Here is a 22373-nt window from a genome sequence, read left to right as displayed (position 1 = left end):
CTATGGCTCCTTCTCGCGCCTTGCATCGCATCCCGCCAGAGTCCCCCAAACGTAACACCTATTTATTCACGGCTCCTAAAATGCATACGCCACTGTCAAACGTAAGGATCTCGGCTCCACCGGGTGAAAATGCCGGTCGTTCACCCCTTGCGCCGCTTCGCCGGGCAGCCTTGACGCATAGTAATAATCGATGTCACTGGCGCGCTTGTCAAACAGGTTGAACACGTCGAGCGAAATGCGCGTCTGGCGATTCAACTGATATCCCACGCGCGCATACGCCAGCGTGGTGGAGGCCGAGCGCACACTATTGTCCTCGATCAAGGGACGGGGGCCGAAATAGCGCAACTGGAAGGCCGCTGACCACGGGCCCTGGTCCGTCAGCGTCACGCCGAACGAGGCTACCTTGTCGATGGAGCCGGGAATATAGTTGCCAGCCGGATCATCTTGCGTGTAGCGCGAGCGCGAAGCGGCCAGGTCCAGGTCGAACAGCAGCCAGGGCGCGGCAATATAGTGGTTGTTCCACTCGATGCCGTGGCGGCCGCTGGCACGGCTGGGCTCCGTCTCGCCCGCATCACCGACGAACAGCAGTTCCGATGCAATATCGAGGCGCCACAGGGCCAACGAGCTTTGCAGGCCCGGCAGCCATTCCGTGCGCGCCCCAAGCTCCATGCCTTTGGTGGGCACCAGGGGCGTCACGGGCGTGGAAGCTGCGCCATCGGGCAAGCGCGTCTGCGTCGTGCCGCGCGCATCGTTGCTATGGAAACCCTTGCCAGCATTTACGAAGAACTCTGTCTTGCTCCACGGCCCGAGGATCAGGGACAGTTTCGGCGACACCACATGGTCATTCGCCGTGCCGCTGTTGCCCTCGATACTGCTATCGACCTGGAAACGGTAGGCGTCGTAGCGCAAGCCCGCCACCGAACGCAGCCATGGCAGCCATTGCACCGTGTTTTCACCATACAAGCCGATGCTGCTCTCGCGCACGCGGTCTTCGCGCAGCGTGCTTTGCCGTACCCTGTCGATGGTGTTGTACAGGCCCACGGGCGACAGGCGGTCATAGCGCGCCTGCACGCCGAGTTTGTTGCGCATGGACAAACCGGCCAGCAGCGTGTTCCAGCTTTCGCTGGCGTTGACGCCGGCCAGCGTGCGCCGCTCGCTTTGCTGGAACTGGTCGCCGGCATCCGGGTTGGCCAGGAAGTAGGTGAAATCGCTATTGAGTTCCAGCTGTGAGCGGATCACATACGCATCGAATTCGAATAGCCGGTTCCCGGTGCGTTTGCGCAAGGCATACGACAGGCTGTAGCGTGCGGTGTCGCCGCCGTCGCTGGGCGCCAGGCTGCCAAAGCGGCCGATCAGGCTTGACGCCACAGCCCGCAGCGGCACCTGGTCGGTGGCGTTCCAGCGGTTCTTGTAAGCCATGCCCGTCACGCTGAAACCATCGTCCGGCGTGCCCTGGCTGTAGCGCAGCACGCCGCTATATTTGCGCACGCGCTCAGGCACGTCCCAAGGTCCGTTGTTGCGGTTCACTTCCAAGCCGTACAGCAAGGTGCCTGCTCCTGCCTCAAACGAATCGGCGGCTACGGCGCGCACATAGCCATGTTGACCCAGGGAAACGCTGGCCTGCCCCTGCGGCAATGTATCGGCCAGGCGGATGCGCGCCGCGCCGGCCGAGGCAAAATCGCCTTCGCTGGCGAAATACGGCCCTTTTTTGTAGTCGATGCGCTGCACCAGCTCGGGAATGAGGAAATTGAGGTCGGAATAGCCCTGGCCATGCGCATGCGTGCGCATGTTGACGGGCATGCCATCGACATAGGTGGCGAAATCGGTGCCGTGATCGAGGTTGAAGCCGCGCAGGAAATACTGGTTGGCCTTGCCATCGCCGCTGTGCTGGGTGACGATCAGGCCCGGCACGAATTCCAGCAGTTCGCCTGTGCGCAAGGCGGGCCGGTTGACAATCAACTCGCTGCTGATGACGCCCTGGCTGGCCGCATCCGAGGTGCCGACGGCATTGTCGTAGTGGCCCGCCACGCGCACCGTGCGCGACTCGTCGGCTACTGGCGCGGTCCCGGCCTCGGCCGCCTCCTGCGCCACGGCCTGGCGCCCGGTGGCCAGCAATAGCAGCGCACAAGCTGCCAGCTGTTTGCGTTTTATCAATCGCATCGCGTCTCCAGTTTTTATGATGTCAATAGGGGCCGGGTGCTTGCCTGGCCTACCGCCTGTATCTATCTATACGCAGCCATTGCCATGTCGGATTCACTATCGCGCCTACGGGCCGACTTTCCAGGGAGCACCCTATGCAACCGACCGATCGCGCCAGCAAACCGGCCAGGAATGCTGGCGCCCCCCGCAAGCGCGACGCGCTGCCGTACATCCTGCTGTTCATCTTGCTGGCGGGCATGCTGGCAGTGCTGGCCGGCGCCGTCCTGCCGCCCCATTACCAAGCCGTGCCTGCCCTGCTATGGAGCCTGGGCTTTTGCGTCAGCGGCATGCTGCTGGGCTTCTTGTTCGGCATCCCGCGCACCCTGCCCTCAGGCACCGCCAACGTGGCCGCGCCCGATGAACGCAACGGCAAGGGCCGTGCCATGGACGACGGCGCGCCGGCGAATACCGAGCCGAACGGCAATGCCGCCAGCAACACCCTGTTCCTGGGCACGCCCGCGCCCATGGAAATCAATTCGAACCTGGTGGAAGTGTCGGACTGGCTGACAAAAATCATCGTCGGCGTAGGCTTGATCGAGCTGAAAAGCCTGCCCGGCAGTGCGCGCAGCATGGCCGCCTTCATCGCCCCAAGCCTGGCCACCGACATGGCCACCGGCACGGCGGTCGTCGGCGCCATCATGCTGTTCTTTAGCGTGCATGGTTTCCTGATCGGCTATTTGCTCACGCGCATCTACCTGTCCATCATGATAAAGCGCGCCGACACCCTCGTCAAATACGCGTCCGTGCGCCTGGAAAGCGGCAAGGAAATCGAAGTGGCCGAACTGAGCCGTTTGCAGCAAAAGTCGCTCGACGACATGCAGGAAGCCGTCACGCAGCTCTTGCTGGCCCATTCGCCTGGCGGCGCCCCAGCCGTCGCGGCCATGGCCGGCATGCCGACGGCGCAAAAACCGGCCAGCCTGGTGCTGTGGCTGGATGACCATCCGCGCAACAATACCTTGCTGGTGGAGCAACTGGAACGGGAAAACATCAAGGTAGACCTGGCCACCTCGATGCGGCAGGCACTGACCATGCTGCAACAGAAACACTATGCGCTGCTGATCACGGACATGGCGCGGGTGGAAAATGGCCGGCGCATCAAGGATGCGGGCGTGCGCACGGTACGCGAAGTGCACCTGGCGCAACCCGAGCTGCCCATCATCGTCTATTGCAGCAAGGATACAATAGCCAGTTACGGCACGGAAGCGGAGGCGGCGGGCGCCCGTTTCATCACCACTTCGGGCACCAGTCTGCTGGCGAGCGTCAACAAGTTGCTGCAGTAGCAGGAGCGAAAGCTCTCAGGCCGTACTTCAGTGATGCTGCAGGCGTCGCTGCCCACGTGATGCAGCGAACTGCGCTCGGGCTGCGCCAATTGGTTGGGCGCAAGACGGTAAGCACCTTTATAGTTTTTCCATCTTTTGCCGCACGGCTGGCGCCATCGATGCCGCCGGTGCCAGTTCCAGATAGGTGGCATACGCTGCCTTCGCCTTGGCTGGCTCGCCCCCCTTGGCATGCGCGTCGCCCAGGTTCAGGTAGGCGATGGCGCGCGAAGGGTCCATCCTGACGGTGTTTTCAAACCAGCGCGCCGCTTCGCGGTATTTTTCCTGTTTGTAGAAGACAAAACCCAGGTTGTTGGCCGCCAGCGCGAAGTCGGGACGCAGTTTCAGCGCTTCCGTAAACTGCGCTTCCGCCTGCGCATATTGCTTCTCCTTGTACAGCTGCAAGCCCCGGTCGTTGGCCCGCTGCGCCAGCTGGCGTGCGGACGTGGGCACGGCGCCCGGGGTGACGATCTTCTGCTCGTTGCCCTGCAAATCCTTCACCGTCACGCTGGCCGCCGCGGGCTTGGCGTCGAGCTTGCTATTGAGTGCGATGGCTTCCATCGACAATTGCGCCGTGTTCGGGCTGAGAAATTCCATCTCGCCGGGCAACTCGAAGACGAAATCGCCCCCTTCGGAACCGGGCAGGCTGCCGAAGGCGGGCGTCTGGTTCGACACGCTGGACACGGCCGGCGCCACGTAGGCTGCCAGTTCCGTGGCCGTGATCAGGCCGTCGCCGTTCAAGTCGCCCTTGCCCGCCAAGCCTTGCAGCAAGGTCCACGTAAATACCGAGTGGCCGTTCGGCCCGCCATCGGCCACCAGCTGGTCGCCGCCACCGGCCGTCAGCATTTGCCGGCCGATGCGCCTGGCGTTGTCGCGCAAAAACGTGCTGGAACCGGCGCCGCGCGTCAAGCCCAGGCCGCTGTAGCAGGCATCCATGACGAAAAATGCATGCTTGGCCGTGAGGGATTCGGCGATATTCTGGATTTCCGTCATCGGAATCGCATCCGTGGCGAACTGCGCAGGGTCGGAATCAAACGGCACGATGTAGCCCAGGTCGCGCCCGGAACTGAGCTTGCGCGTGGCGCCGTGGCCGGCAAAGAAGACAAAGATGCGGTCATTCTTTTGCACGCCGCCATGCGCCAGCTTGTCGTGGAAGGCGGCCAGGATGTTGTTGCGCGTCGCTTCGGCGTTTTTCAAGGTCACCACGCGCTCGGGCGCAAAGGCGAATTTCTCGATCAGGGTTTCGCGTATGCCCTGCGCATCGCGCACCGCATATTGCAATTTCGGCCACTTGGCGTAGTCATCGATGCCGATCACCACGGCCCAGGAATTGGCGTAGCCGGTACTCACCGGCACTTTTTCCGGCGCCGGTGCGGCGCTCTTGGCGACCTGGAAACTAGTGCCATCCCAGCCCGCGAATTGATAGCCTTCGGCAACTAATCGGTCGAGCACGGCCGGCAAGGCTTTCACCGTGCGCTCGTGGATGTCGTGGAACAAAATGATGCCACGCCCCGCCTTGTCGACGGAGGCCAGCACGCGGTTGGTGATCGAGCTGGGCACGGGGTCGGCCCAGTCCAGCGAATCGATATTCCACATCACCGATTTCAAGTGCGCATCGGCCAGCGCGGCCATGCCTTCGCTATTGCGCGCGCCATATGGAAAGCGGAACAGCGCGGCCCGCTCGGGGCTGATGGCTTTCAGCAAGGTGTCGGTGCCGAGGATTTCGCCTTTCAGCTTGTCGCCCGTCTGCTTCGACAATTGTGCGTGGCTGAAACTATGGTTGCCCACGGCATAGCCTTCCTGCATCAGCTTGCGGCTCACTTCCGCGCCCGCGTTGAGCTTGGCGTGGCCTTCGGCGTCGAGCGAACCCAGGTTGCGGCCCACGTTGAAGAACACGGCCGGCACGCCATATTGTTTCAGAATGGCGCTGATTTCTTGCGTATAGCGGCGGTGCGGGCCGTCGTCGAAGGTCAGCACGATAGTTTTCTTCGGCAAGCCCAGGCCGAAGATTTCCGCCGCCTCCTTCTTCACGGCAGGCTTGGCTTCCGGCACCGTGCCAGCCGGTGGTAGCGCATACGGTACGACGATGCCGTTTTCCTTCAGGATCTGCTCGCGGCTGTAGCGCTTTTTCAGCTGCGCCACGTAATCGTCCCAGCGCTCGCGCTTGAGTTCGATGGCGCGCTGGCCCAGGTTGCCGAAGATCTGCCGGATTTCCTTCTCGTAATTGCGCTCGATCTCGCCCAGTGCGTCGAGGTCTTCGGAAATGCGCTTGTGCAGCTTGATGGCCGGCAAGGAAGAATCCTTGGCCACGTCGGCCAGCATGCTTTGCAGCAATTCGCGGAAAGCCAGCCGGTCCGCGTCGTACAGCGCAGGATCGGATTCGATATACGAGAGCAGGCTGTCGAGTGCCTCGAAGCGGCCCGGATTGGAGGGCGCCATCAATTGATCGAGCGCCGCGTCCAGCCTGGCGATGCGTTCCTGGTTTTCATGGAACAGCGCCTGCCCCACTTTCCTCGCCTCGTCGCGCGCGCCTTCGGGCAAGCTTTGCTCGCCGGCCAGCAGCACGATGATCTTGCGGAAGTTGGCCAGCAAGTCGCGCAACTGGCTTGCCACGGCGGCCGTATCGGCGACGGGAGTAGTGCCCGGCTTTTCCGAAACCGGACTGGACGCGCCTGGCGTGGCGGTGGTGGCGGCGGGGCGGGTGTACGTATAAATGCCGGCCCCAGCGGCCAATGCCACGACGACGGTGGCGGCAATCTTGATCGGCTTGGAAGTCACAGGCTTGTCATTCCCTTCACATACTATGCATAGAATTGAGGTGGCGCAGGTGCGCGCGATGCATAATTGTAGAGCACGCTTGGCAATTTGATCAGCCGCACAAATGAATTTGGGCAATAATACTGCTGCAAACCGCACTCTGCACTCTGCAGTGAAAATGGGAAAGACATGCACAAGAAACTCTGCGCCGCTGCGCTGATGCTGGGAATGGCGCTGATGCTGCTGCAATTGCGCGCGCATGCGGGCGATGGCGTGGTGAAACGGGTGGGTAGCGTCTGCCAGCTGCGCTGAACAGCGCTCCCCTGCCGCACGATGGATCGCTACACCTTGGCTGGTTCCCAGTAATTGGCCAGGCCCAGATTTTTCAGGGCGGCCGCGACGAAACGCGGTTCCAGCAACTCTTCCGCCATGAAAGCATGCTGGAACAGCATGTCGAACTGGTGGTGCGCTTCCTGACGCAGACCCTGCGCGCCGCGCACTGGGCCAGCAGCCACAAGGAAGACGTGCTACGCATCTTGCAAGACGAGACAAAGGTGGCGGCGTAAAAAAAGAGCCAGCACACCACAACATGTGCTGGCCCCTCGGCACTACGGCTTCAAGGCAAAGTGCGGCCTATGCGGCCAGGGCTGCATGCGGTTTGGCCGCAGGGTTTTCCAGGCGCTGCAGGGAGCGGATCGTGGCCGCGCATGCCGTGGCCAGTTCAGCGCCCTTGACCTTGAAGTGCTGGAAGTAAAACTCCTGATGCTCGTGGCCCGCATGGAAGTGGTGCGGGGTCAGCACCGCCGACAGCACGGGCACGCCCGTCGCCAGCTGCACCTGCATCATGCCGGAGATGACGGCATCGGCCACGAAATCATGCCGGTAGATGCCGCCGTCCACGACGAGGGCGGAAGCGGCAATCGCCGCGTATTGGCCGCTGTTGGCCAGCACTTGCGCATGCAGGGGAATTTCAAAGGCGCCGGCGACGTCGATGACATCGATGTCGCTCTCGGCGATGCCCAGGACCGCCATCTCGGCGATAAAGGACAATCGGCATTGCGCGACGATGTCGCGGTGCCAGCCGGCCTGGATGAAAGCGATGCGCTTGCCTGCTGCTGCGGATGGTGGTGACATGTATAACTCCTGTTTTCAAGAATGACAAAAAACAGGGCATGTGGATCGAAGGGGATATGCCAGGCGTGCAGATGCCACGCCCTGTGCGTGCGCAGGATACCACCCGCACAGCGACGGCAAACGCAGGCCGCCGATGCGCCGTGGCAGCTACCGGCGTCGACACAGTGATTCCATCCCGCTCTCTCTTTATCCGGACTATACCGTCGGCCCCGGGATCACACCAGGTCTGCTGACCTTGCCGCCATGGTCAAGAGACCATGCCGCCAAGCGCTCGCGGGCTAGGCACGCATGCCATTACCGCCGGTGGGGAATCGCACCCCGCCCTGAGAACGTTGCGTGGCCACCGCACAGGGTGCGGTGGCCACGCCCGGCGACTATAGCATATCGCCCATGCCACTGCCCAGCGCGGTCAGAACTGCACGGTGTACGACGCGCCCACCGTGCGGCCCTGGCCAATGATCACCGTGTCGCCATTCACGGCGTCAGGCACGAAGCTGGTGAGCGTATGGTTGCGGTAGACCTTGTCGGCCAGGTTGTTCGCGTTACCGCGCAGGAAGCGCCGCCGTGAACGCATGGTGCCGCTCTCGCTTATCCGGATTTTGCATATGCCCCCGCGTGCGCGGACGGCATGGGCTGAAAAATCACAGTGGATCGGGGTCGAAATGCTTGCGCAAGCCTTGCCAGCACTCAAAGTAGTCGTTTTGCAGCAGTTCGCCGCTCAAGGCGAATGGCGTGGGCTTGATGATGGTGCGCGTCTCGAACATGAAGGCCATGGTGTCGCCCACCTTCACGGGCGCGGACGTGTCGCTGTGCGAGGCGCGCTCGAACGTCTGCGCATCGGGGCCGTGGCCGGACATGCAGTTGTGCAGGCTGGCGCCGCCCGGCACGAAACCGGCCGCCTTGGCGTCGTATTCGCCATGGATCAAGCCCATGAATTCGCTGGCCACGTTGCGGTGGAACCACGGCGGGCGGAAGGTGTGCTCGGCGGCCAGCCAGCGCGGCGGGAAGATGGCAAAGTCGATGGCGCCCAGCAGTGGATTTTCGCTGGGCGCTTGCAGCACGAGGAAAATCGACGGGTCAGGATGGTCGTAGCTGATCGAACCGATGGCATTGAAGCGGCGCAAATCATATTTGTACGGCGCGTAATTGCCATGCCAGGCCACTACGTCCAGCGGCGAATGATCTAGCGTGGTGCGCCACAGGTGGCCACCGAACTTGGCCACCAGTTCGCACTCGCCATCGATGTCTTCATAGGCCGCGTGCGGCGTCAGGAAATCGCGGGCGTTGGCCAGGCCATTCGAGCCGATGGGCCCCATGTCGGGCAGGCGGAAGGCGGTGCCGAAGTTTTCGCAGACATAGCCCCGCGCCTTGCCATCTGGCAACGTCACGCGGAAACGCACGCCACGCGGGATGACGGCGATTTCCTGCGGTTCCAGCTCGATCAGGCCCAGTTCCGTGGCAATGGCCAGCCGGCCCTCTTGCGGCACGATCAGCCACTCGCCATCGGCCGAGTAAAAGAAGCGCTGCATGGAACGGTTGGCCGCATACACATGAATGGCGCAGCCGTTCATCGCTTCGGCGCTGCCATTGCCGGCCATGGTGTGCAAGCCGTCGATGAAGTCCGTCGGCGTAGCGTCATCGGGCAACGGCAATGGGTCCCAGCGCAGCTGGTTCGGCGGCGTCGGAGGCATGGCCTGGAAATCGCTGACGATGCGCGTGTTCTCCAGCGGTGTAAATGGCGGATGCTGGCTGGCCGGGCGGATGCGGTACAGCCAAGAGCGGCGGTTCTGCGCGCGCGGCGCCGTAAAGGCCGTGCCTGACAGCTGTTCTGCGTACAGGCCCAGCGGCGCCTGCTGCGGCGAGTTTTGCCCATGCGGCAAGGCGCCTGGCACGGCTTCCGTGGCAAATTCATTGCCGAAACCACTTTGGTAGCCGGCGCCTATCATGCCGGCTCCGCCAAGCCTTCGGCCGCGTCGCGCAGCAAGCCCTGCACCACGTCGGCCTTGCCGATGGCGCCCATGGCCAGCAAGGCGAAGCGGGCCAGCAGCAATGGCGCCGCCTGTTCACCCACGCGGCCCATGGTATGGCACAGCTCGGTGTATAAATTATCCAGTTCGATGTCGGTCATATTATCTCCTGATCCTGATGTACTGCATTCTCAATGTAAAACCTTCGCCAGCGCATCGGCCACCAGCGTCACCCTTGCCTCGCGCCAGCGGCCCAGCACGTGCCCATCCGGGCGCACCAGGTAAAAACTGCCTGGCTGGGCGCCGAATAGCGGGAATACCTGCGCCGTATGATCCCAGACGCCAGCAACATCGCCGGCCTGCGCGGGCGTGCGGCTGACCGCCATCACCATCAAGGGCAACACATGCTCCAGCGCCAGCAGTTCGGGCGGCACCTTGCCATCGTCGCTGAAATACAGGCCCGTGAAGCGTCCCTGCGCCAGATTCGTCACATCGGTAATATACGCCGCTTTCTGCGCACCGTTGTGCAGCAGTGTGAGCGGACATTCGGGCAGCACCGTGCCTGGCGCGGGACCGGCCACGAATACGCCTGGCTCGGCCACATTCAGGGGTGACTGCGCATAGGCGATGGCGCTGGTCTGGCGCGGGTTGATCAGGGAACGTACCTGCGCATGCTTGCCCGCCAGTCCCAGCACGGCCGTGCGCATCAGTTCGAAGGCAAACGTGGGCGGCGCCATGAATTCCGTGCTTTTCGTGCCATGGCGCAGGTTTTCATGGGCGGCGAACACGCGCTCGTCCGAATAGCTGTCGAGCAAGCCGTGCGGCGCCTGGCCCTTGACCACGTACGCCAGCTTCCAGGCCAGGTTGTCGGCGTCGTCGATGCCGGAATTGGCCCCGCGCACGCCGAAAATCGGCACCAGGTGGGCCGCGTCGCCCGCGAACAGCACGGGGCCATGGCGGTATTTCTCCAGCGTCAAGGCGTTGGCCTTGTAAATGGTGATCCAGACGGGATGCCACGGCGCCGTCTCACCCATCATGGCCAGCAGGCTTTCCACGCGCGGCGCCACGTTTTCCAGCAGCACGGCCGCCTGCCCATCCTCGTCGTCGCGCAACTGGTAGTCGATGCGCCAGATATCGTCGGGCTGCTTATGCACCAGCACGGTCGAACCAGGATTCGACGGCGGGTCGAAATACGCCAGGCGCTCCGTGGGACGGCTGCTTTTCAAGTGGATATCGACGATTACATAGCGGCCTTCATAGCTGGTGCCCTGCAGTTTCAGCCCCAGCGCCTCGCGCACCACGCTGCGTCCGCCATCGGCCGCCACCAGCCAGTCGGTCTCGATTTTGTAGGTGTCGTCTGGCGTGGCCACGGTGACGGTGGCGCCGTCTTCACGTTGCTCCACGCCCGTGACCCTGGTTTGCCAGCGGATATCGATCAGCTCGGGCTGGCGTTCGGCCGCGTCGAGCAAAAATTGTTCGATATGGTATTGCGCCAGGTTGACCATCGGCGGCAATTTCTGGTTCGCGTCTTGCGGCATCGTAAAGTGCAGCACTTCTTCTTCGCGGTAAAAGCTGCGCCCACCGGCCCACGGCAAGCCCTTGGCCAGGAAGCCGTCGAGCGCGCCCAGGCGTTCGATGATTTCCAGGCTGCGCCGCGAGATGCAGATGGCGCGGCTGCCCGTGCACACGCCATCATCGGCCTCGATCAGCACGGAGCGCACACCGTGGCGCGCCAGGCCCAGGGCCGTGGCCAGCCCCACGGGGCCGCCGCCGACGATCAATACGGGGACGTGCTGCGTGGAAGCGCCAGCAGGCTTGCCTGGTGGATACACCTTTGGCACATGGGGATAAGGGTGAAATGCGTCACTCATGATATTTCCTCTTCAACAATATTATTTGCTGCCGCTGCGGGCGATCGGCAAGGTCAGCACGATGGCCGCGCCCACCACCAGCAGCACGCTGGCGTACAACAGGCCCGTGGAAAAGCTGTGCGTGATGTCTTTCAGCCAACCCACCACGACAGGATTGAGCGCCGAGCCGATATTGCCCGTGGCATTGATGACGGCGATGCCGATGGCGCGCGCGCCCAGGCTCAGGGCACGGTCCGGCGTTGTCCAGAAGATGGACATGGCCGTATAAGCGCCCGTCGAGGCCATGCACACACCCAGCAACTGCACCACAGGATTGCCCGAGTACGCCGTGAACAGCCAACCGGCGGCCGACAGCAGCATGGGCCAGACGATATGCCAGCGGCGCTCCTGCAGGCGGTCCGAGCGGCGGCCCCATAAAATCATGCCGATGACGGTGCATACTTGCGGAATGGCCGCCAACAAGCCGATCTGCGTATTGCTGGCGCCACTATTGAAGCTTTTCACGATCAACGGCGTCCAGACAGCCACCATGGCCAGCGTGTTGACTAGGCAAAAGTAGGCGAGGCCGAATTTCAGTACGGTGGGCGAGCACATTTCGGCCAGCACCGTGGTATTTTTCTGCGCCGACGCTTGCGCCGCAGCTTTGCTTGCGGCAGGCTTTTGCTCGGCCTCCAGCATGCGCGCCAGCACTTGCTGTTCCAGCTTGCTCAGCCAGTTCGCCTTGTTGGGCGAGTCGTCGAGGTAACCGTACACGGCCACGCCCAACAGCACGGACGGCATGCCTTCAAGCAAGAACAGCCATTGCCAGCCCTTCAATCCCCAGTGGCCGTCCAGCCCCAGGATCAGGCCCGACAAGGCCGAACCGACGGCTGCCGTGACGGGCATGGCGATCATGAACAGGGCATTGGCCCGCGCCCGGTAGGCGCTGGGAAACCAGTAAGTCAGGTACAGCAGCATGCCGGGCAGAAAGCCCGCTTCCGTCACGCCAACCAGGAAGCGCAGCGCGTACAGGCTGGACGGGCCGCTGGCAAACAGGGTCGCCGTCGAGGCCAGGCCCCAGGCGATCATCATGCTGCCGATCCACTTGCGCGCGCCGATGCGCGCCAGCACGATGTTGCTGGGGATGCTGCAGGCGATGTAGGCGATGTAAAACAGGGTGGTGGCAAAGCCGAACTGGGTGCCGGACAGGCCCAGGTCTTGCATCATCGTCAAGCCGGCGAAGCCGATATTGATGCGGTCAAGAAAGGAAAACACGAACAGCAGGAACAAAAAACCCAGCAAATGGCGCGAAACCTTGCGCATCACCTGTTGTTCCAGTTGTATGGTAGCCGCGTCGAGGACGGGCGCATTGGTGGCGGGGGAACCCGCTTGGGCGATGGTCATGCTTGTCTCCATAAAGTATCGCTCTCCCCCTGGTTATTTTTATTGGGTAAGAGCTGCCGGGTGTTCCCGGCTTGAAGCACAGTATGCAGAGGCGCCTTACAAACCCTGTCCCCATTTTGGGGACATTCCGAAGGCAAAATAGTTAAAAAGGCGCAGCCGCGCCTACGCCAAAAGAACTACCGCTGCGCCGGCGCCATGCATAGCGCAAACAACTGGCGCTGGCTGGAAATGCCCAGGCGCTTGTAGGCGCGCTTCTGGTAAGTGGTCACGCTGGAGGGCTGCACGCCCATGATGTCGGCTATCTCCACGGCAGTAAGGCCTTCGAGCACGCAGCGCAGCACATCGAGTTCGCGCTTGCTCAAGGCGGGGCAATGCTGGCGCAGCCTTGCCAGCATCATCGGCGCGATGCCTTGCGTCGTCTGGCCATTCAAGCTGTAGTGGTGCTTGACGGCATGGGCAAACAAAGGCGACAGGGTTTCAATGCCCATCACTTCGTCGTCCTGGAACTTGCCCTGGCTGCTATCGCGGTAGAAATTGACGGATAGCCAGATGTCGCCAGCCGGCTGCACCAGCAGCGACAGGCGGTCCGACACATTGGGCTTTTGATAGCACGTGGCACGGTAGCCAGCATGGTCGATCTCGTCGCTGGCCTGCTGGTGCAGCACGATGGCAGGATCGATTTTCAAACCCGGCACTGGCGCAATCACGCGCTGGTTGCCGTCCAGCGCGTAATAGTGGCGCGCATAACTCTCAGCAATATCTTGCAAGAAACGCCCGCCGCGCCGGTCGGCCACGGCCACCGTACGGGGCCGGTTGCCAAATTCATAGGCAAAGATGGTGCACTGGGCAATGGGCGCGACCGTGCTGACCGTCTTCAGGATGGCGTTTGCGACGGCATTGACGTCGGCATGGCCGATGGCAGCCATGAGCTCCAGGGTGCGCCCGAAGTCCAGCTGTCCTTCCGCCTGCCGCTTTTCCACCCGCCAATAGCGCATGCCGCCTCCTGCTATTGGCTTACTGCCCGCGCTGCGGCAAGACCCAGTCCGGCCGGATGTAATGGCAGGTATAGCCGTGCGGCAATCTTTGCAGATAATCCTGGTGCTCCGGTTCGGCCTGCCAAAACGGGCCAGCCGGCGCCACCTGCGTCACCACCTTGCCTGGCCACAGGCCGGCGGCGTCCACGTCGCGGATGGTTTCTTCGGCCACCCGCTGTTGCTCTTCGCTGGTGTAAAAAATGGCCGAGCGGTAGCTGCTGCCGCGGTCATTGCCCTGGCGGTCTTGCGTGCTGGGGTCGTGAATCTGGAAGAAGAACTCCAGGATCTTGCGGTAGCTGATCACCTGCGGGTCGAAGACGATTTCGATCGCTTCCGCATGCGTGCCGTGGTTGCGATAGGTGGCATTGGCCACATCGCCGCCGCTGTAGCCAACCCGCGTGGCGATCACGCCCGGATAGCGGCGCAGCAAGTCCTGCACACCCCAGAAGCAGCCGCCGGCCAGGATTGCGGTTTCCTTGTCTTGTGTCATGTTCATCATTCCTTGAGCTGAGATGCTGATGTAGTCCATCATATTAGTCCATCATCTTACTCTGTCGCGCGGTTTTCTTCAGCGGGCCAGCAGGCGCTTCAGCTGCGCCGCCTGGTAGGCGCCGATGGCGTCATTGAACAGGCAGCGGATCAATGGGTCGTCGACGATGTCGGCATCCATCAGTTCGGCCTGCGTGGCGGCGTCAAACACACCATCGTTGATGCGCATGTACATCGACGTCAGCGATTCGCCTAGCACCAGCGCAGAATAACATTTCATCAATGGCAGCTCGGTGCTCCAGCCCGGCGCCTCGTCTGTGGCTGGCACGAGGTCGATCAAGTCGCCATGCGTGCGGTAATGCAGGACCGTAGCAGCGCCGTCGTGGCCATACAGCGCAAGACGCCACAGGCGCGGCTGCTGGAAATAGCTGTCGTCTGGCAGCTCCATGTCGCGGTAGCGCTGCAGCAAGCCATGCTGGCAAAAGTCCAGCACCAGCGCCAATTCCTGCGCATTCAAGGGCGCGAAGCGGCGCGCGATGTCAGACGTGGCGGGCGCAAGCGCATCGGGACGATAGTCGAAATCGACGTCCTGCGGGCCCACGGGAATGACCCAGGGTAGCGGCGCGGCAGGCGCCATGCCTTGCGCATCGAGCAGTACGGCTGTCGATGGGTCGAGCCGGAAGATGTGCGCCCCGGGCAGCGCGGCGCCGATTTCCTGCGCAAACTGGCGGTAGGTGATGGGGAACATCGCATGGTTGTACCAGGACCAGTCTTCCTGCACGAACTGGCAGGAGCTGGGCACGATGTAGCGCGGCGCCAGCGCGCGCAGCTGCGGCGCCCAGTCGTCGGGCAGCGGTTCTGGCAAAAGCGCCGGCCCCTGCTGCGCTTGCGACGGCGCGATGACGGCGATTTCGCGCATGGTCTGGAACGGCCACAGCACCATGTCCCAAGGTGCAAAGGCGGCCAATTGCGCCAGGGTATCGGGGCCGATCCAGGAATCGACCACGTTCAGCACGTTCAAGCCGGCCGCGCGCACCTGGAACAGGGAATCGACATCGTTGTCCAGCGCCCGGCGCGGGATCACCTCGATGGCGCCCACCTGCACCGGCACATCGACCTGCAGGCGCTCGACGCGGCTAAAACCCAGCGCGCGGATCATCGCGAACAGTTCGTCGAAGACGCAGTACAGGTAGATGGGCGTGGCGCGGTCGAGCACATCGAGGCTATCGAGCGAGCAGTGGTCGTCGTGGAAGTGCGAGATGAAGACGGCATCCCAGCGCAGCTGGCGCACCCAATCGAGGTCGAAACGCACTGACGGAAACGCGTGGCAGTTGCGGCTGAACGGATTTTCAACGATGGGATCGAAGGCGATGGCCGTGCCTTCGCATTCGAAGACATAGCCGGCGTGCAGGATACGGGAGATTTTCAGGGGCATAGGTAGACTACAAGGCGACAAATCGCGGCTTCGGACTGGACGGGGCGCCATGATACTGGAACGCCACTGCCCTGGCCGAAATTAGTACGGATTATTCAGCACATCCATCGCGAAGTAAGTAAAAATCATGTCCGCGCCTGCGCGCTTGATGGCGCCCAGGGTTTCCTGCACCACGCGGCGCTCGTCGATGGCGCCCGCCTGTGCGGCGAACTTGATCATCGCGTATTCGCCGCTGACCTGATACGCGCCGATCGGCAGGCGCGTCACTTCGCGCAGGTCGCGGATAATGTCAAGATACGCTCCGGCCGGTTTGACCATCAGCGCGTCGGCGCCTTCGGCTTCGTCGATCAGCGATTCGCGGATCGCTTCGCGGCGGTTCATCGGATCCATCTGGTAGGTTTTGCGGTCGCCCTTCAGGGTGCTGCCGGCCGCGTCGCGGAACGGGCCATACAAGCCGGACGCGAACTTGGTCGAATACGCCATCACGGGCGTGTCGTGGAAACCGGCCGCGTCGAGCGCGCTGCGAATCGCCGCCACCTGGCCATCCATGGCCGCCGACGGGGCGATGATGTCGGCGCCCGCCTGCGCGGCGATGACCGCTTGCTTGCCCAGGTTCAGTACCGTGCTGTCGTTGTCGACCGTGTCGCCATGCAGGATGCCGCAATGGCCATGGTCCGTGTATTCGCAGAAGCAGGTGTCGGACATGACCACCATTTCAGGCACGGCGTCCTTGATGATGCGCGACATGCGCGCCACCAGGCCGTCCGGGTTCAGGGTATCCGTGCCATGGCTATCCTTGTGGTGCGAAATGCCGAAGGTCATGACCGAGCGCAAACCGGCGCGCGCAAAGCGCTCGATTTCCTGCGCCAGCTTCGCTTCCGGAATGCGGCGCACGCCGGGCATGGAGGTGATGTCGATGAAATCGCTGGCGCCTTCGTCGACGAAGATCGGCAGGACCAGGTCGCGCGGATTGATCTCGGTTTCGCGGAACAACTCGCGCAGTTGCGGGGTCGCGCGCAGGCGGCGCATGCGCGAAGTGGGGAATTGTGCTGGCATGGGGTGACTGGCTTCAGGTTGAGAACGCCGATAAGTATACGCCGATCACGCCGATTGTGCCCGCTCATCCGGCAAAAACGCCGTCCAGGTCAAAAAACGCCGGCAGCAGCCGCCAACGGCCCGGACCAGGGGCTGCACGCATGCAGCCGCTCCAGGCCGGGTAGAACGGATGATAGGGGAAGATGAAAATGAAGGGGGTTACAAGTTGCTCATGTGCCGATTTGCCACGCTAACGGGCACGCTGGCGCAGCAGCCGCAAACGCAGGCGCAAGCCCGGCGCCGCATCCTCGATGTCCAGGCTGCCGCCGTGCAGGGCTGCAATCGCCGCCACGATGGACAGGCCCAGGCCATTGCCGGGCAAGTGGCGGCTCTTGTCGAGGCGGTAAAAACGCTGCGTCAGCTTCGACAGTTCTTCCCTGGGTACGCCGGGGCCGTTGTCGCGTACGGCCAGCCAGGCGCCCTGCTCGTCGCTGCCGGCCGACACTTCCACCGTGGCGCCCGGCCCCGCGTACTTGATGGCATTGTCGACCAGGCTGGCCAGCGCGCTGCCCAGCAAATTGCGGTCGCCACGCGCAGGCACGCCCTCGCCATACATCTGTACCAGCAGCACGCCCCGCTCGTCGGCCGTGGCTTCGTACATTTCCACGATGTCGCTGCCGATTTGATGCAAATCAATGTCATCGAAATTTTCAGGTCGCATGCCCGATTCTGCCGCCGCGATCTGCAGCAGCTTGTCAAACACGCGCGTCAAGTCGTCGATATCGTCGATGGCCCCCTGCGCCGCGTTCGCATAGCCCGCCACGCTCTGCTCCTGGCGCAAGGCGCCATCGAGCTTGTTGCGGATGCGTCCCAGCGGCGTGCGCAAATCGTGCGCGATGGCGTTCGACACATGGCGCACGCCCTCCATCAGGTGCTCGATGCGGTCGAGCATGCGGTTGATGTCGCGGCTCAACAAGCCGAATTCATCGTCGCTGGAAACGGGAATGCGCCGGCTCAGGTCCCCCGCCTCGATTTCCCCCGCCGTACGGCGTATCTGCCCGATGCGCGCTTCAAGCTGCCGGCGAAACAGCCAGGCGCCCGCCACCACCAGCAAGATGGCCACCCCGCCACCATAGGCCAGCGAGCGCAAGACCAGGCTGCGGATCGACCTGCCCTCTTCCATGTCGCGTCCCACGAACAGGCGCGCGCCACCCGCCAGCTCACGGATCAGCATGCGCGCGGGCACCCTGCGCCCTTCACGCGTAACGTCGCGGTGCAGCAACTTGCCCACGGGGCTGTCCGCGTCGGGCCAGGACGACAGATTGCCTGCCACGCGCTGGCCATTGGCGCCGACGAGTAAAAAGATCTCTGTGTCGCTGTCGGTGCGGTCGGTGAGCAAGTGGGCGATTTCGGCCGACGTGCGGCCGCTGTCACCCTGCTCGTACAGCGCGGCGAGGCGCTCCGAGAGCAAGGCCAGCTTGCGGTCCACGCTGCGATCAAGCACGCCGATGGTGCCGACATAAAACACGGCGCACACGATGCTGATCGACACGATGACCAGCACGCCATAGCCAAGCGCCAGGCGCGCGGCGATCGAGCGGTGCCAGTTACGCACTATCGAGCACGCCCAGGGTGTAGCCGACGCCGCGCACCGTGTGGATCAGCTGCGGCGTGAATTCCTTGTCCATCTTGGTACGCAAGCGGCTCACCTGCACGTCGATGACATTCGTCTGCGGGTCGAAATGGTAGTCCCACACGGCTTCGAGCAGCATGGCGCGCGTGACGGACTGGCCCTGATGGCGCATCAGGTATTCCAGCAGGCGAAATTCGCGCGGTTGCAGGGTGATTTGCCGGTTGGCGCGCGTCACGCGCATGGTGCGCATGTCGAGCACCAGGTCGGCCACCTGCAGCTGCGTCGCTTCAGGCACGGGCGCGGCGCGGCGCAGCAGCGCCTCGATGCGCGCCAGCAGTTCGGCGATGGCGAACGGTTTTGACAAATAATCATCGCCGCCGCTGCGCAAGCCGCGCACTCTTTCATCGACGCTGGACAACGCCGATAGCACCAGCACGGGCGTGTTGCGGCCCATGCCGCGCAGGCGCGCAACGATGGCCAGGCCATCGATCTCGCCCGGCAGCAAACGGTCCAGCACCAGCGCATCCCAGTCTTCGCCGCAGGCCAGGCGCATGCCGTCGATGCCATTGTCGCAGGCGGTGGCGTCGTGGCCAGCCTCGCGCAGGCCGGCACAAATGTAGCGGGAAGTCTCGGCTTCGTCTTCGATGACCAGGCAGCGCACGTTGGTTCCTTGTAATGTATTGCGTAGGGGGACAGGTGATGACGCGCAGCATACGCCAGGCACGCGCCGCTTACCAGCCCTGTTGGCAGCCCTGCCTCGCCAGGCCGGCAAAATGCCGCTCCAGGGAATCAATGAAGGCGGTAAGCCTGCCCCCACTTATCCACTTAATTACACTTGCCACGCAGCTTGGCCACCGCTACAAGGGGGAAGGCATACAGACCAACCACGCCGATCGGGCCGATATTCGTCGGCTGACGCTTCAAGCCATCCGGATGCAGGCAGTCAGGCACCCTCGCTTCGGCAAAGGCAGCGGCAAACTCCGCATATTTTCTGTCGGCGCGTATCGTCACCTGCTGCATGGCGGGCTGCGGCAGCGCGTCGCGCTCCCGCGCCTCTTGCGCAAGCACGGCGCGCACGGCTTCGCGTATCATCGCCTGGGTCACGGCCGGTGCCGGCGCGGGAACTGGCGCGGACGGTTGCGCGGCGGCCGGCATGGCCGGAAAAAGACCTGCCAGCGCAGCAAGGACACACAGCGTTTTCGATGTCATTATTTTCAGATATCAAGTTGGCAAGGTTGCTCCACTATAACAGCATTCCTGCACTGCGCCCCGTGCGGCGGACGATGACAGGGTCGGGTACAATACAGCCTCGACCATGTTTGGCAGCGCCCGCGCAGGCACGTTTTCGGCGGCGCCCGGATTGCCGCGGCCAACATCGACTCCATTATCACGAGCCATTAACGAACCGCAGGCACGCCGCCATGCCCGGCGCGCGCCACAGACAAGCATACAGCCATGAAATCGACCCACTCTCTCGCACTGGCGCTGGCCATGGCCATCACCTGCGGCGGCGCCGCCGCCAAGGACACCAAGCAAAGCATGTTGTTTGATGAAATCGCCATCGGCAGCTGGAGCACTTCGGCCGAACTGGGCGCCATCACCACCTCGGGCAATACGGTCGGCACCTCCGTCACGGGCAAGATCGACGCGCGCCAGGAACTCGATGACTGGAGCAACCAGTACATCTTCAGCGGCTACTTCAAGGAAGACGAAACCACCAATGACGACGGGGAGAAAGTGCGCGAACGCTCGGCCGAGCGCTTTTCCGCCTCCGCCAAGGCCGCCTACAAGCTGATGGCCGACCACGAGAAGCTGTTCGTGCTGGCCTCGCACGTCAACGACAAGTTCGGCGCCTACACCAAGTACTCGACCCTGGCCGTCGGTCATGGCTCACGCTGGTACCAGTCGAACGACAAGAGCGTCGACGTGGAAGCCGGTCCTGGCTATTTCAGCGGCACGAATGACACGGGCGAATCGGAACACGGCCTGACGATACGTGGCGCGGCTGCCATGAAGTGGAAGATCAGCCAGTCGGCGATGTTTACGCAAACGGTCAGCGTCGAACGGGGCACCTCGAATACCCACTCGATCGCCGAAACTGCCCTCAGCACCAAGATCAACGGCACCATGCAAATGAAGGCCGCCTTCAGCGCCCGCAACGACACGCGCGTACCGGACGACAAGAAAAACACGGATACGCAAACCTCCCTCACTCTGGTCTACTCCTTCTGAGGCGCGGCACAAGCATGCTGATGCGGCGCCTGCGCCTATGCGCTCTCGTCTGCGCAGCAGCGCTCCTGAGCGGCTGCGCCGCCGTCACCGTCAGCGCCATTTCGCCGGCCGACTACCTGCAGCAGCGGCGCGGCGACATCCTGACGACGGGCAAGCTGAGTGCCTCGGCCAGCGAAGTGCTGCGCATCATCGGCAGCGACATCGCCGCCTGCGAAAGCAATACGGGCAGCTGCCGCGCCGACCTGGCCCGCTCCGAGCTGCTCAGCGACGAGCAGCGCCTGGCTACGCTCTCGGAGCTATGGCTGGAAAGCGCGCTGGCCGAAGAAAAACAGGGCGGCCACGCCAGCACCGACCTGCTGGCCGCCTGGCTCGAATCGGCCCGCTACGCCTACGCCTACCTGTTCTACACCACGCGCACGCCGGGCCAGCGCGCCTTCGAAGAGCGCCAGACGCAAATCCGCGACTACTATAACTACGCCGTGCAAAAAGCCGTCGGCAATCTGTTCCGTCACCGCGGCGAATACCGCCCGGACGGCCGCGTCATCCGCGTCGCCGGCTGGCAAATCGACAGCGAATTGTCGGCATTGCGCCTGCCGCACGATGGCGCCCTGCCCGAAGAACTGCTGCCGGCCACCTCGCTGTCGTTTTCCGGCCTGCGCAATGTCTACCGGCGCGATGGCTTCGGCGCCGACCTGGTGGCCGTCATGCCGAAGGTCCAGCAAGCCAAAGGCGCGCAAACGCCCTACCAGGAAACACGCTTTCCCGTCGTCACGGCGCTGATCCGTTTCGACGGCAACACGCTGCAAGAAGTATTGGCAACGCAGCAGTTGCTGGTGATGCTGGTTGACCCGTATCGCAGCGAAACGACGCGCATGGCGGGCCAGGAATTGCCCGTGGCCGCCAATTTTACGGCCGGCTATGGCTTGTGGCTGGCCCGTTCCGGCTTTGGCGTGCAGGCGCTGCGCACCCTGTTCGGCCGCGCCGACGGCATTTCGCGCCCGCAGGTGCACCTGATGCAGCCGTATGATCCTCGCAAGCGCACCATCGTCATGCTGCACGGCCTGGCCAGCAGCCCGGAAGCGTGGATCAATGTTGCCAATGAGCTGATGGGCGACGAGCAGTTGCGCCAGCGCTACCAGATCTGGCAGGTGTACTATCCCAGCAACGCGCCGCTGGCGGCCAACAATGTGGCCATCCGCCAGGCGCTCGATGCCACGCTGGCGCATTTCGACCCGCAAGCCGGCGCCGCCGCCGCGAACGACATGGTCTTGATCGGCCACAGCATGGGTGGCGTGCTGGCGCGGCTGATGGTCTCCAACGCCAGCAACACGCTGCTCGACGCCATCACGGAAGAATACAATTTAAAAGGCAAGAAGGCGGAAAAAGTGCGCGCGGGACTAGCGCCCTACCTGCATTTTACAGCCATGGCGCAGGTGAACCGCGCCATCTTCATCGCCGCGCCGCACCGCGGCACTTCGTTCGCCAACCACAAGGTGGCACGCTGGATCGCCAACCTGATCACGCTGCCCATCAACATGCTCGATCAATTGGCGGACGCGGCCGGCAGCCTGGCGCAGCTCGACACGGGCAGCAGCGAGCCGCTGCGCATCCCCAACAGCATCGACAACCTCAGCGACAAGGACCCGTTCGTGCGCCTGGTGGCGGACCTGCCGATCAGTCCTAACGTGCGCTACTACTCCATCATGGGCAACGACACGCCGGACCTGCCGCTGCTGGACTCCAGCGACGGCGTGGTGCCGTATGCCAGCGCCCACCTCGATGGCGCGCTGGCGGAAAAAGTCATCCCTTCATGGCACAGCGTACAGGAAAGCCCGCAGGCGATCCTGGAGATACGGCGCATTTTGCGCCAGAGCGACTGAACGGCGGC

At 63.2% G+C, this 22373-nt stretch carries 20 protein-coding genes and 1 riboswitch; of the genes, 5 read left to right on the top strand and 15 right to left on the bottom strand.

Annotated elements, in window-relative coordinates; genetic code table 11:
* Nucleotides 1–75 precede the first annotated feature (75 nt).
* The gene (locus ACQ4W6_RS17325) at nt 76–2160 is read right to left on the bottom strand and encodes a TonB-dependent receptor (RefSeq protein ID WP_436568414.1); all 2085 of its coding nucleotides are present in this window, start codon (nt 2158–2160) and stop codon (nt 76–78) included.
* Nucleotides 2161–2294: 134 nt separating this feature from the next.
* On the opposite strand from ACQ4W6_RS17325, the gene ACQ4W6_RS17320 reads away from it, so the two are divergent.
* Nucleotides 2295–3479 (top strand): response regulator, encoded by a 1185-nt coding sequence (locus ACQ4W6_RS17320; protein ID WP_436568413.1) that lies wholly within the window; start codon nt 2295–2297, stop codon nt 3477–3479.
* 117 nt (nt 3480–3596) lie between these two features.
* Here ACQ4W6_RS17320 and ACQ4W6_RS17315 read toward each other — a convergent pair whose 3' ends face one another.
* Nucleotides 3597–6293 carry a polysaccharide deacetylase family protein gene (locus tag ACQ4W6_RS17315; RefSeq protein ID WP_436568412.1) on the bottom strand — a complete coding sequence of 899 codons (2697 nt, stop codon included), beginning with the start codon at nt 6291–6293 and terminating at the stop codon, nt 3597–3599.
* A 168-nt stretch (nt 6294–6461) separates the two neighbouring features.
* Between ACQ4W6_RS17315 and ACQ4W6_RS17310 the strand changes: the two genes are divergently transcribed.
* Together ACQ4W6_RS17310 and ACQ4W6_RS17305 are read left to right on the top strand one after the other, a co-directional pair.
* Nucleotides 6462–6584: a hypothetical protein gene (locus ACQ4W6_RS17310; RefSeq protein WP_436568411.1), complete on the top strand. Its 123-nt coding sequence runs from the start codon at nt 6462–6464 to the stop codon at nt 6582–6584.
* Nucleotides 6585–6709: 125 nt separating this feature from the next.
* On the top strand, nt 6710–6838 hold the full coding sequence (locus ACQ4W6_RS17305) for a hypothetical protein (RefSeq protein ID WP_436568410.1): 129 nt from the start codon (nt 6710–6712) through the stop codon (nt 6836–6838).
* Between the two features lie 67 nt (nt 6839–6905).
* On the opposite strand, the gene ACQ4W6_RS17300 is transcribed toward ACQ4W6_RS17305, so the two are convergent.
* The 13 genes from ACQ4W6_RS17300 to ACQ4W6_RS17240 form a co-directional block, all read right to left on the bottom strand.
* Nucleotides 6906–7406: a 6,7-dimethyl-8-ribityllumazine synthase gene (locus ACQ4W6_RS17300; protein WP_436568409.1), complete on the bottom strand. Its 501-nt coding sequence runs from the start codon at nt 7404–7406 to the stop codon at nt 6906–6908.
* Nucleotides 7407–7579: 173 nt separating this feature from the next.
* A riboswitch (FMN riboswitch) is annotated at nt 7580–7741 on the bottom strand.
* A 74-nt stretch (nt 7742–7815) separates the two neighbouring features.
* On the bottom strand, nt 7816–7980 hold the full coding sequence (locus ACQ4W6_RS17295; protein ID WP_436568408.1) for a hypothetical protein: 165 nt from the start codon (nt 7978–7980) through the stop codon (nt 7816–7818).
* A gap of 67 nt (nt 7981–8047) precedes the next feature.
* Nucleotides 8048–9352 (bottom strand): homogentisate 1,2-dioxygenase, encoded by a 1305-nt coding sequence (hmgA, locus tag ACQ4W6_RS17290; RefSeq protein WP_436568407.1) that lies wholly within the window; start codon nt 9350–9352, stop codon nt 8048–8050.
* Nucleotides 9349–9534 (bottom strand): hypothetical protein, encoded by a 186-nt coding sequence (locus ACQ4W6_RS17285; protein WP_436568406.1) that lies wholly within the window; start codon nt 9532–9534, stop codon nt 9349–9351. The genes hmgA and ACQ4W6_RS17285 overlap by 4 nt, the downstream gene beginning before the upstream one ends.
* 30 nt (nt 9535–9564) lie before the next feature.
* The gene (locus ACQ4W6_RS17280; protein WP_436568405.1) at nt 9565–11244 is read right to left on the bottom strand and encodes an FAD-dependent oxidoreductase; all 1680 of its coding nucleotides are present in this window, start codon (nt 11242–11244) and stop codon (nt 9565–9567) included.
* A 21-nt stretch (nt 11245–11265) separates the two neighbouring features.
* Nucleotides 11266–12627, bottom strand: a complete 1362-nt coding sequence (locus ACQ4W6_RS17275) for an MFS transporter (RefSeq protein ID WP_436568404.1) — start codon at nt 12625–12627, stop codon at nt 11266–11268.
* Nucleotides 12628–12803: 176 nt separating this feature from the next.
* Nucleotides 12804–13622, bottom strand: coding sequence for a helix-turn-helix transcriptional regulator (locus ACQ4W6_RS17270; RefSeq protein WP_436568403.1), 819 nt, complete (start codon nt 13620–13622; stop codon nt 12804–12806).
* A gap of 19 nt (nt 13623–13641) precedes the next feature.
* Nucleotides 13642–14151, bottom strand: coding sequence for a peptide-methionine (S)-S-oxide reductase MsrA (gene msrA / locus ACQ4W6_RS17265; protein WP_436568402.1), 510 nt, complete (start codon nt 14149–14151; stop codon nt 13642–13644).
* A gap of 78 nt (nt 14152–14229) precedes the next feature.
* On the bottom strand, nt 14230–15585 hold the full coding sequence (locus ACQ4W6_RS17260; RefSeq protein ID WP_436568401.1) for an MBL fold metallo-hydrolase: 1356 nt from the start codon (nt 15583–15585) through the stop codon (nt 14230–14232).
* Between the two features lie 81 nt (nt 15586–15666).
* Entirely contained in the window at nt 15667–16641 is a 975-nt protein-coding gene (hemB, locus tag ACQ4W6_RS17255; RefSeq protein ID WP_436568400.1) for a porphobilinogen synthase, read from the bottom strand.
* A 229-nt stretch (nt 16642–16870) separates the two neighbouring features.
* A complete protein-coding gene (locus ACQ4W6_RS17250; protein WP_436568399.1) occupies nt 16871–18235 on the bottom strand; it encodes a sensor histidine kinase in 1365 nt (454 codons plus the stop codon).
* On the bottom strand, nt 18228–18914 hold the full coding sequence (locus ACQ4W6_RS17245) for a winged helix-turn-helix domain-containing protein (protein WP_436568398.1): 687 nt from the start codon (nt 18912–18914) through the stop codon (nt 18228–18230). Before ACQ4W6_RS17245 ends, ACQ4W6_RS17250 begins: the two co-directional genes overlap by 8 nt.
* A gap of 164 nt (nt 18915–19078) precedes the next feature.
* Nucleotides 19079–19462 carry a hypothetical protein gene (locus ACQ4W6_RS17240; RefSeq protein WP_436568397.1) on the bottom strand — a complete coding sequence of 128 codons (384 nt, stop codon included), beginning with the start codon at nt 19460–19462 and terminating at the stop codon, nt 19079–19081.
* Between the two features lie 246 nt (nt 19463–19708).
* Here ACQ4W6_RS17240 and ACQ4W6_RS17235 point away from each other — a divergent pair, with 246 nt between their 5' ends.
* Both ACQ4W6_RS17235 and ACQ4W6_RS17230 read left to right on the top strand, forming a co-directional pair.
* A complete protein-coding gene (locus tag ACQ4W6_RS17235; protein ID WP_436568396.1) occupies nt 19709–20485 on the top strand; it encodes a DUF481 domain-containing protein in 777 nt (258 codons plus the stop codon).
* 14 nt (nt 20486–20499) lie between these two features.
* A complete protein-coding gene (locus ACQ4W6_RS17230; RefSeq protein WP_436568395.1) occupies nt 20500–22365 on the top strand; it encodes an esterase/lipase family protein in 1866 nt (621 codons plus the stop codon).
* The last annotated feature ends 8 nt before the right edge of the window (nt 22366–22373 follow it).

It is taken from the genome of Janthinobacterium woesei (assembly GCF_051380875.1).
GTDB lineage: Bacteria > Pseudomonadota > Gammaproteobacteria > Burkholderiales > Burkholderiaceae_D > Janthinobacterium.
The sequence above is the reverse complement of the archived record's forward strand: the minus strand, read 5'-3'. Positions and strand labels throughout refer to the sequence as shown.